Origin of the sequence: Mesorhizobium album (genome assembly GCF_033977205.1) — a bacterium.
Taxonomy (GTDB): domain Bacteria; phylum Pseudomonadota; class Alphaproteobacteria; order Rhizobiales; family Rhizobiaceae; genus Mesorhizobium; species Mesorhizobium album.
This window is the reverse complement of record NZ_JAVIIW010000009.1, coordinates 160303-170799: the sequence shown is the minus strand read 5'-3', so window position 1 is coordinate 170799 and position 10497 is coordinate 160303. Positions and strand designations below refer to the sequence as shown.

At 62.6% G+C, this 10497-nt stretch carries 9 protein-coding genes; 3 read left to right on the top strand and 6 right to left on the bottom strand.

Translation table 11 applies throughout. The features are described from left to right. Positions 1-693: cytochrome b (locus RFN28_RS10580; RefSeq protein WP_320287284.1), on the top strand; the 693-nt coding region annotated here is incomplete at its 5' end. 169 nt (positions 694-862) lie between these two features. Here RFN28_RS10580 and RFN28_RS10575 read toward each other — a convergent pair. Then, on the bottom strand, positions 863-3424 hold the full coding sequence (locus RFN28_RS10575) for an AMP-binding protein (RefSeq protein WP_320287283.1): 2562 nt from the start codon (positions 3422-3424) through the stop codon (positions 863-865). Between the two features lie 138 nt (positions 3425-3562). Between RFN28_RS10575 and RFN28_RS10570 the strand changes: the two genes are divergently transcribed. Continuing rightward, positions 3563-3919 carry a hypothetical protein gene (locus RFN28_RS10570; RefSeq protein WP_320287282.1) on the top strand — a complete coding sequence of 119 codons (357 nt, stop codon included), beginning with the start codon at positions 3563-3565 and terminating at the stop codon, positions 3917-3919. Here RFN28_RS10570 and RFN28_RS10565 read toward each other — a convergent pair. The 5 genes from RFN28_RS10565 to RFN28_RS10545 form a co-directional block, all read right to left on the bottom strand. Next, positions 3916-4326, bottom strand: a complete 411-nt coding sequence (locus tag RFN28_RS10565) for a cation efflux transmembrane domain-containing protein (RefSeq protein WP_320287281.1) — start codon at positions 4324-4326, stop codon at positions 3916-3918. The genes RFN28_RS10570 and RFN28_RS10565 overlap by 4 nt on opposite strands. A 138-nt stretch (positions 4327-4464) precedes the next feature. Beyond that, complete coding sequence (locus tag RFN28_RS10560) at positions 4465-6492, bottom strand: bifunctional DedA family/phosphatase PAP2 family protein (RefSeq protein ID WP_320287280.1); 2028 nt, start codon at positions 6490-6492, stop codon at positions 4465-4467. Positions 6493-6502: 10 nt separating this feature from the next. After that, positions 6503-7060: a phosphatase PAP2 family protein gene (locus tag RFN28_RS10555; RefSeq protein WP_320287279.1), complete on the bottom strand. Its 558-nt coding sequence runs from the start codon at positions 7058-7060 to the stop codon at positions 6503-6505. A 52-nt stretch (positions 7061-7112) separates the two neighbouring features. Continuing rightward, a complete protein-coding gene (locus RFN28_RS10550; RefSeq protein WP_320287278.1) occupies positions 7113-8465 on the bottom strand; it encodes an ATP-binding protein in 1353 nt (450 codons plus the stop codon). Next, complete coding sequence (locus RFN28_RS10545; RefSeq protein WP_320287277.1) at positions 8462-9124, bottom strand: response regulator; 663 nt, start codon at positions 9122-9124, stop codon at positions 8462-8464. Before RFN28_RS10545 ends, RFN28_RS10550 begins: the two co-directional genes overlap by 4 nt. Positions 9125-9434: 310 nt before the next feature. On the opposite strand from RFN28_RS10545, the gene RFN28_RS10540 reads away from it, so the two are divergent. After that, on the top strand, positions 9435-10493 hold the full coding sequence (locus tag RFN28_RS10540; RefSeq protein ID WP_320287276.1) for an efflux RND transporter periplasmic adaptor subunit: 1059 nt from the start codon (positions 9435-9437) through the stop codon (positions 10491-10493). Positions 10494-10497: the final 4 nt, after the last annotated feature.

Genomic DNA, 10497 nt, shown 5'->3' with positions numbered 1-10497 from the left:
GCGCCTGCCGAACGGAGCCGTAGCCAGCCCGATCAATCCAAGGACGGCGATCAGGTTGGACGGAAGGAGAAAGATCTCTATGAGCTTGGAGGCGATGAAGGACATCAGGCGACAACTTTCAGCCCGGGCAGGAGGAGTCTACGCACCGCGATGACAGAGAAGCACCCAACTGCGCGCTGGCACTTCGCCATCAGAGTGTTGCATTGGTTCATGGTGGCTGCGCTGGCCTGGCAGGCGGTCGTCGCCCTCGGTCCTATGAAGGGGGCGGGCGTGATCGCGATGACCTGGCTTCCCACACACATTTCCATCGGCGTGACGGTATTCTGCATCCTTGTCCTGCGGCTGGTCACTCGTGCCGTCACTAAGGCTCCCCTCCGGCAAGCGCATTGGCTTGTGCGATCGGCGGGCGCCTCGGTTCATGCCTGCTTGTACGGCCTCATTCTTTCCATCGTGATAACGGGCTGGCTTGCCTACCGCCCGATGCCCCTGATGCCTCCGGCTCGCCTCTTCGGATTCCTCCCTATACCGCGGGCGCCGAACGTCGCGGGTCTGACCGCCAGGGACTTCATCGCGATCCATGACGCTCTGTTCTGGATACTCGCGGCGCTCGTCGGCCTGCACATCCTGGCCGCGCTGATCCACTCGGTCCTGTTCCGCGACGGAGTCATGAAAGGAATGCTTTTCGGCCGCTGACCGTCCGCCTCTATGGGCGGGGGGTACTGCCGTTTTCGCGACCTAATCCTATCTTTCGCGCAAGGCCAGGCCAGCTGACGGGGTGCGGCATTAGGGGTAGCTCTGCGGCAGCGTCAACGGAAAGATGGCCAGCACGGCAATTCGAGATCCGCGACTGGTGGAAAATGCGTCACACGCCACTGGTGACAAGGCTCTTGGAGTTCTTGCGACGCGATTTCAGCCTGGCGAGGGAGCCTATCAGCCAAGTCTGCAACGCGAAGGCCACCAATCCTGAGATCATGCCAACCGAGATGGCCAGCGCGGATGCCAGTGGGTGGAATGTCACCGAGTCCGGTCCTGGCAGCAGCCACTCCGGCACGATCCTGTGGAACAGATAGATGTGGTAACTGGCGGCCGACACAGGCAACACGAGCTGAGCAAGCCAGGCTGGCACGGTAATGCGCGGAACGTAAAGAAGGGCAAGCACCGCACCCAGCACGAGCATGAATTTCATCCACGAGCCTAGCCAGTTGCCGCCGTACCAAGCAAGCAAAGGGCACAGAACCGCGACGACTGCCACGATGGCGTGACGCTTCCGCCGCGAAGTCGCAAAATACAGACACCACCCCAAGGCCGTGAGGTAGAAGACGTCCGGCAAAGTGAAGATCTGCGGACCGCCGATGTTCCACGCAAGCGGCACCAAAAACTTAGCCGCAACCGACAAAGCCAGCAATACCGCGCCGAACGCGAAAGGACGAACGCTGGCAAAATCACGCATGGGCAGGATGCAGAACATGGCGACCCATAGAAGCACGATCTGAACATAGGCCTCCACGAACCAATAGAGGTAAGGCATCATGTGCGGCGGCTGGGCGAACCCTAGATTTCCGACCAGGAAAACGGAAGGCCACAAGACCTCGCCGCGGGTCAGTGAAAACCCGGCAACGATAAGCGCGTAGGGAACGAGAACGGCGGCGAGCGAGCGCAGCACTCCGAGGACATTGCCCGCGCATAGCTGCTGACGCTTGAAGCGCGCCAGACTGTACCCCACCAGCATGACCAGCACAGCGGCTCCGCCCGGGATAGGCCATAGCGTTGCATGATGGATGACAATGAGCAGGATCGACATCGCACGCAGGGCAAGTTGGCTATCCAAAGATCGGCGGTCGTCCGCTGCGCGCGCTGTTCGGCAAAGCTGCGAGAGCGGCATCGCCTCCCAGCCTTCCGGAGCGCGTCCGAGTTCGCGCTCCAGGGCTAGGGAAAGCTGCACGTAGAGCAGGGAATCGCCACCAAGTCCTTCGAACGTGTCGTCGACGCTGACTTGTCGCGGATAGAAGGCGTTTCGAAAGGCCGCCAGAACACCGGAGCGGGGCTGCGGCCGCTTTTCCCGCAAGCGCCGCTGCACCGCAACGTAGTCGACCTTGCCAGAGGCGAGCCGGGGCAGCGACCGTGCGCGGTCGACTTCAAGATGCGGCCGTGGCAGCCCGCTGGCGGCCATCATGACCTTGAGCACTTGGTCGTCGGCATGCGCGGACGTCACCAGGGCCAGCAACCGATCGTCGCCGCCCACCACCGCCCCGGAAATCCCGGCCTGCTCGAGCGCGAATTCGATGGCCTCGTGGCATAAGCGAAGGCCGACGATCTTCGACATACGCTTGCGACGGCCGACCACGTGATAGAAACCGCGAGCGTCTCTCGTGGCCATGTCCCCGGTGTGCAGTTCCGAAATCTCCGACCCTTTCGCGAGATCGTTTCGCTCACAGGCGTAGCCCATCATCACATTCGGACCGCGATAGACGAGCTCTCCCGTCTCACCTTCCTGTCGGATAGGGGCTCCGTGCTCGTCAGCGAGCCATAACGAGCCGCCGGGTATGGCAATACCGATCGAACCGACATTGCCCGCCAGTTGCTCGGGCGGAACGTAGGCGATGCGCGCGGTCGCTTCGGTCTGTCCATACATCATGAAAAAGCGCGCTTGCCGATCGGAGAGGTGGCGGGCGAATGTCTCCGCAAGATCTTTCCGCATGCGTCCGCCCGCGACCGTCATGAAGCGCAGCGCGGGCAGATCGCAGCGGCGAAAGCCGGTCAGTTCCATCTGTTCAAAGGAATAGGGAACGCCGCTGATGTTGGTGCAGCAGGCCGCGCGCGTCTCTTCGGCAAACCCTGCGTCGGAGGCGCCGCATCGGGGAAAATACACGCTCGCGCCTGCGACCAGATGCGAGTTGAGGATCGAGAGGCCGTAGGAGTAGTGGAACGGCAGGATGAGCGCCGCCCGGTCGTTCGGATCAAGTTCCAGATAGGTGGCGATGGCTTCGGCGTTGGCCTGGATTGCCGTGGCCGAAAGCCGGACATACTGGCTTTTGCCAGTGGAGCCCGAAGTGCCGAGAAGCACGGCCAGATCGGGATGGAGGTTGCCTGAGGATCCGTCAGTGTCGACCAAGGACCGCCAGCGGCCATCGACACGGCGGCAGACGATGTCGGGAGAAAAGTTCGCGACGAAATCGTCCAGAGCCTCCGGCTTGCAAGGCGGCAGCAAAACGACAGCATGGTTGCCATGCAACGCGGCCAAGTAGGCGATGATGGCATGCTCGGTGGGCTCGGCCACGACAGCGACTAGCTTCTTTTGCGATCCGAACCTATTGGCCGCTTCAGCAATGCGGCGTGCCAACTCAAAATAGGAGATCGGCTCGCGATCCGAAAAGATCAGCGCTGGGCGAAGACCCAGTTCCGCGAACCACTTTGTGAACTCCATTTACCCAGTCTCCGGCACCGAGGACGCTGACCAGAGATGCCGCTATTACATTTCTTGATAAAAAGCATCATCTTTTGCGACTGCGTAATGGCCGGATGTGGAAATTGTGGTCATTCATGCAGCCTACTCAGGTTCGGCATGGCCGATGACGCGAATGATGTGTGGATGGCTATTTCGGATTCTGCGCTAGAGAAGGTCGATCGCGTCATGGACGCTTTGGATGTCGAGCTTGGAATCCGCGTGACAGTGATAGTTGACGACCAGGCCAGCTGGCGTCTGCCGCACCCGAATGTCATGGATGTCCCTGATTGTGTCGATCATCGCCGCCAGGGAGACGATGCTGTCGGCGATTGCCGAGGCTATGTCCGGAGGCGCGTCTTCGCCGGCGAGGTGCGGGACCTCAAGCGGTTCGATGTGGGTCTTGACCTCGACATCGGACCCAAGTTCGTCCCGGATCGCCGCCTCGAACTTCGACGCGAAACCGTGGCCCGCTAGCAGCTCATACTGCCATCCAACTCGATGTCGAGCCCGATGGACATGCCAGACAGAGACTTCCAACTTCCCAAAGATCTCTGCGCCGCCTGACCGAAGCCGCAGTTGGTCGACGCGCACGACGCCCCGCCACCTTCAGCAATGCGCCGGCTGGCCTCGACCAGCACGAGCGTCGCCACGATGAACAGCACAACCATTTCGGCAAGCGCAGCCAGGCTTTCGAGCTTGCCGTGGCCGTATTGATGCTCAGCATCCGCGGGCTTGTGCGCAGCCCGGACAGCGAAGTAGGTGACAATGGTGACGCCGGTGTCGACAAACGGGTCACCCGCTTCTTGGCCGAGAAGGATTGCTGGTCTTGCGGACCGTTCCTCGCGGCTGCATTCCTCGCCTCGCCAAACGCCATCTGCCACTGCGCGGCGGTTGAGACCTCGCGGCGCGAACGCTATCCGGGCAAGATCACATCAAGCCCGATCGAGTTTGTTCGACGCGATGATGGTGCTCGAGCGCTCACGGCGATGAGCGCATGCAGATGGGTGCGTTTGCTTGCCTCATTGCACCTTGTTCAGCAGCAGCACGCGGCCATCCCAGTTCGAATACCCCGATGCATCGGAACGATGCACAAGATTGCTGGCCCGGAATTCGTCGGCCAGAGTGTCACGGGGCGCGTTGATATCGGGACGGACCCAGGTCACAGTGAAGAGCGAGAGCGGCCGACCAAGCTGCTCGTCTACGACTGAGCCGACCCACAGCGGCGAGGACTTTACGCCGTCAATCTGTAGGTCGGCCGGCCACAGCCGCAGCACGAGGCGCGACGCGCCCGGCGCGACACCGCTCTCTTGCACAAGGGTCAGGCTAGGCACGCGCCCGCTGGCGAGGCGTGGCACAACAGGTAGCTCCGCGGGAGGCGCACTGGTAGTGAGCCAGCCTAGCACGCTCCGCGAGACCCACGACATAGGAGGGCGCCAGCCCTTCGCCAACAGATCCCGCTCGATGGAAGATAGGTCACCGGCCCATTGGACGGTCAACGGCTCTTCGATCTCGCCCGTAAGATCAATGCGCTGAGAAGGAAGCTGCTGCCAGCCAGTCGACCGCCAGTCGTCGGCCGTCATCGTCGGAGTCGTGATTTTGCGGGCATAACGCTCAGTGTCCAGGGCGTGATGCCGAAAGACGTTCAAGCCTCCGCCGAGAGCAAGCGCCAGGCAGGCAACCACGGTCATTCCGGTGACCCCAATGGGCTGAACTTCCTCCCTGCGGAAGTAGAAGAAGGCGAGGATCGCCAGCCAGGCCGTGCCGAACGCGAATCCTCCCATCACGTCCGAAAACCAGTGAGCTCCGAGATAGAGGCGCGAAAACCCGATCAACAGCACGAAGGAAAGCGCGGTGAAGGCCGCTGGAAGGCGCCACTTCGGTCGGAGATTGAGTCCAGTCAAAAAGGCAAGAGAGCCGTAGAGAGCGAGATTGACCGTGCTGTGGCCGCTTGGAAAGGAGAAGGCGCTCCAGCCAGTGTAGAACAGCTCAGTCGGCCGGGCGCGATGGAGCGTGACCTTGATCACCGTGTTCAGCGCCGATGCCCCGCCAATCGCCACCAGCCAATAGGCAGCTGTGCGCCAGGCACGCTTCCAGACGAGCCACAGAAGCACGGCCGCGGTCACTGCAATCACGACGACGGTGTCGCCCAGTTCGGTGAGAACGAGCATCACGGCATCGCCCGGCCCGGTGCGAAGTTCTTCCAGCGCCTGGTAGATCGCGGTGTCCGCGCGCACCAGCGGATCGCCGCTCACGACATCTTCGAGAATCCCGAAGAATATCCAGGCGGAGCCGATCACCAGCAGGGCGAGTAGCGCCAGGCCCCTTGCGTCCGGCCGCGCCGGATCGAGAAGATCGAGCACGAAACGACTCCAGCGGGATTGGCTAGCCGCCGCCCGAGCCCGAAGCCATCCCGATACGCTCGACACCAGCGGCGGCCCCCGACGCAATGCGAACCGCACGAGATGGATCATCGCCCAGATCACGACGACGATAAGGACGACCAGAATGGCGAGCGGCTTGGCCGCCGCGCCGAAAATACCAAAGGCTGCGCCGACGAACACGGCGGGCAAGATGTGCGAGGGCGCCCACACAAGCGCGGACAGGATGTTGGCGGCATAGAACCGCCCCACAGGCATCTGCAACATGCCCGCAATCAAGGGAATGAAGGCCCGCACGCCCGGCGTGAAACGGGCGATGAAGACGCTTTTATCGCCATGGCGCTCGAAGAATGTCTCGCTGCGCGTGACGAGTTCCGCATGGCGATTGAGCGGCCATCGCTCGAGGAGTTCGCGGTGGTAGCGATGACCAACCCAGAACGAGAGGCCGTCCCCGATGATCGCGCCCGCGGCTGCCGCGCCAAGCAGCGGCCATAGCTTCACGACTCCGGTCGGGACAAGCGCGCTGATCGCCAGAATGGCGGCCGTGCCTGGAATGAAGACGCCGATGACCGGGATGGATTCCGACAGGGCAAGCAGGAGAACGACTGCATAGGAAAGATGTGGATGGGCTGCGATGAATGCCGTGACGGCAGTGAAGAAGGACGCCAACTCCACGGCCCTACAGGATGCCGATGATCAACTGATCGACGCGTGTCCCTTCCCGATAGAGCGGGCGGACTAGCATGGCTGCAACGATGCCCGTCATGGCTCCGCCGAGAACGTCGCTGACGTAATGCGTTCCGATATAGACCCGGGAAATCGCCACCAGCACTGCAGCGGCAAGGAACCAGAGCCCGAGCCGCCGCATGCCGTGCAGCAGAAACGCAGCCGCGATGGCGAAGGTCGCGGTCGCGTGATCGGACGGAAATGATGGATCGGCGCTGCGGGCGATCAAAAGATGGGTGACGCCAGCGTCGTACGGCCTCATCCGATGGACGAACAGCAGGACGATCTGGTTGATGGTGAGGCCAACGAGGAACGAGAGCCCCGCCGCGACGAGGACGTGTCGGCTGCGCGTTCTGCCCGAACCTCGCCACCACTGTCCCGCTACAGCGAGCACAAGTAACGGCACGCCGATTGCCGAGACCCAGACCATCATGAAGTCGATAGCAGCACTCGCGCCGGCAAGGCTGTTGATTGTTCGGGTTGCTGCGGCGTCAAGGTCGTATAGCTGCAACTCTGCATCCTCATCTCTTTGTCGGCACGGTTTCTGGACATGTTCTGGTGAGTTACTTGAAGAAGACCTGGGCCAGCAGCCCCTTGCCGTCTGGCCCGCTGCTCAGCACCAGGCGCGCGCCATGCTGTGCGGCGACGCGCTGGACGATCGACAGCCCCAGGCCGCTCCCCTGAACGTTCTGGTTACTGCCACGGTAGAACCGTTCCAGCACCTGCGCACGTTCCGCTTTCGGGATGCCGGGGCCGTTGTCAGAGACCTCCAACACAACTTCATTCCCCTTCCGCCGAACCGCCACGTCGATCGTGCCGTGCGCAGGGGTGTAGCGGATCGCGTTGTCGACCAGGTTGTTGAGCAGGATGCGCAGTGCCTCCGGGCCACCCTGTATTTCGGCCTTGTCCTGCGTGACGAGCCCGAGGTCTATTTGTTTGGCTTCGGCCAGCCGGATCTGGTCCAGGATCACCGATTTGCACAGCGCCGACAGCTCGACTGACTGCGGCACGTCGGCTTGCTCCTGCGGCTCGAGCCTTGCCAGCGTCAGCAATTGCTGCGCCAGGTGGGTGATCCGGCTGACGCCGCTTTCCAGCTGTGACAGCGCCTGTTCGCGTTCTTCTTCACTGGAAGCAGCTTTCGCCAATTGCGTCTGGAGACTGAGCGCCATCATCGGCGTGCGCAGCTCATGCGCCGCGTCGGCGATGAAGTGCTTTTGCATCGTGAACGCGCGATCCAGCCGACGCAGCAGGTCATTGAGGCCGTCGACCAAAGGCTTGACTTCGTTTGGCAACGGACCCGGCCCAATAGGTGCCAGGCTTTCGGCATCGCGCCGCCTCAACTCGGCGGCGATCTGGTACAGCGGCTTCAGCCCATAGCCGATGCCATACCACAGGAACAATGCGAGCAGCGGCAGCAGTGACAGGACAGGCCAGAACAGATGCACCGACAGCCCAGCCAGTGCCTCCCAACGTGCGTTCTGCGCTTGTCCGACACGGATCAGCCGGTCGCCCCGCTGATCAACGAAGGTGTGCCACGTCTGGCCATTGAACGAAACATCGCTTAGGCCGGGCCGTTGCGGCGGCGGCAACGCCAGCGCCGCGTCGGTGGTGAAATCCAGCTTGCCGCCGCGCCACACCTCCAACAGCACCTCGTCCGCCTTTTCGTCATCCTCCTGCCACTGGCGCTTGCCGTCGTTGGTTAGTGACACACGGTCGGCGTTGGAGATATCGACGTGCTGGGCGACATAGCGCATCTGGTCATTAAGGAGATCCCCCAGTTCGATGAAGGCGCCCCAGTAGGTGCCGATGCTCGCCAGGATTCCAGCCAGCAAGGTCGCCGGCAGCAGCCAAAGCAGAAGGCGGCGGCGCAAGGAGCCCATGAACCACAGGCGTAGGCGATGAAGCCCAAGGGTCATGCGTCCTCGCCAATGCGATAGCCGACGCCCCGTACGGTACGGATCACCTCGGTACCGAGCTTCTTGCGAAGGTTGTAGATGTGCACCTCGACAGCGTTGCTGCCCACTTCCTTATCCCAGCCGTACAAGGCATCCTCCAGTTGTTCGCGCGAGAGCACCGCACCGGGTTCGCGCATCAACGCATGGAGCAATGCGAACTCCTTGGCCGAGACGTCGGCCGGCTCATCGCACAGCCACAGCAAATGGCGGACCGGGTCGAGACGCAGCGGGCCGACGCGCAGCTCAACCTGCGCTCGTCCTGCCTGGCGGCGGCTCACCGCGTGAATGCGTGAGATGAGTTCCTCCAGCGCGAACGGCTTTATCAGATAGTCGTCGGCCCCACCGTCCAGTCCGGCCAGCCTGTCGGGCAACGCATCGCGCGCGGTGACTATGATAGTCGGCAGCGTTTCACCGCGCTGGCGCAATGCCTTCAGGACGTCCATCCCGTCCTTCTGCGGTAGACCCAGATCGAGCAGCAGCAACGCGTAGGGGGTGGTTTCCAATGCGAGCAGTGCAGACTTGCCGTCCTGCACCCAGTCGACGGTGAATCCCTTCTTCCGCAGCCCTTGCTGGAGGCCGCTGCCGATCATTGGGTCGTCTTCAGCCAGCAGCAAGCGCATCGATCTTTCGCCTCTTGGTGAGCGCACGCGGTCCGGATCGGGCCCGTCCCATGTTTTGTTTAAGCCTTGCGCCCCTATGCGCATCAATCTTGACCTTAGTGCGCCCTGCATCCGTTGGCTGGGAGTGGAGAGACAATACGCGGTCCAAGATGAAGCCTGGCTGAAATCGCGATACCGGTCATTGATCGTTTATCGCCGTCTCCTGAGGAAATTTCAGGTGGATTTAAGCGAGCGTTCGGTAGCCTCCGCCCATCTTTGGCCATCTGCCCTGCGCGCCGGGTAGCACCCCTCAAGAAGGAATCTCCCAGTCATGAGCAACCTCGGCAAACGCCTGCTCCTCGCGCTTGTGCCAATCGGGGCCGCCGCATTGGTGGCCTGGGGCTGGCTTTCGTACCAGCCAGCGCCGAGCGTAGCTGCCCCGGCCGCTGCCCCGGCCAGTCGGGTCAGCAACGAGGACGGGCTGACCATCGTGACACTGGACGAGGCGACACAGAAACGCAGCGGAATCGCGACCGACGCGCTAACGGCGACGAAGCGGCGGCTCGAACAGACTGCCTATGGCAGCGTGCTCGACCTTCAACAGTTGATCGACTTCCAGACTCGGTATCGCGCCGCTGCGGCCGACGTAGCTAGTGCGCGGGCGGCTCTCGACGCATCGAGCCAGGAAGCAGAGCGCAACCGCGTCCTGTTCCGGGACCATATGAATATATCGCAGAAGGCCCTGCAGGCGGCACAGGCGGCGTGGTCAGCCGATCAGGCCAAGCTCGAGTCGGCTGAAGCCAATCTGGAGGGGGTGCGGGCGAGCGCGCAGCAACAATTCGGTCCGCCACTCGGCTCGCTTATCGCAGGCAAGGATACGGCGCTCGCTGGTCTCCTGAACGGGCAGGACATGATGCTGCGGATCGTGTTGCCGATCGACAGCAGCAGGTCGGCACCGGACCAAATCACGTTCGACGATGGCGCGCGCGGTCGGGTCGCCGCTCGCCTGGTGTCTGCGTCGCCGCAAAGCGATCCGATCGCGGAGGGACCAACCTTCCTGTACCATGCACCTGCCAGCCTGCCAGTTGGCAGCAAGGTGATCGCTCGTTTGCCGATGGGCCAGCAACCAGCTCCGGGCGTCGTCATCCCCCGGACAGCGGTGCTGTGGTTCGGCGGGCAGCCCTGGGCTTACGTCCAGCAGGGCAAGGACCGCTTCGTACGTCGATTGGTCGACGACCAGTCGCCATACGACGGCGGTTACTTCGTCGACGGCGGCTTCGAGGCCGGCGAACGCGTGGTGACACGCGGCGCGCAGTTGCTGTTGTCGGAAGAGCAGCGCCCGCCGATCACAGCGGCCGCCGCCTGCAAAGACCCCGAATGTGACGACTAACCGG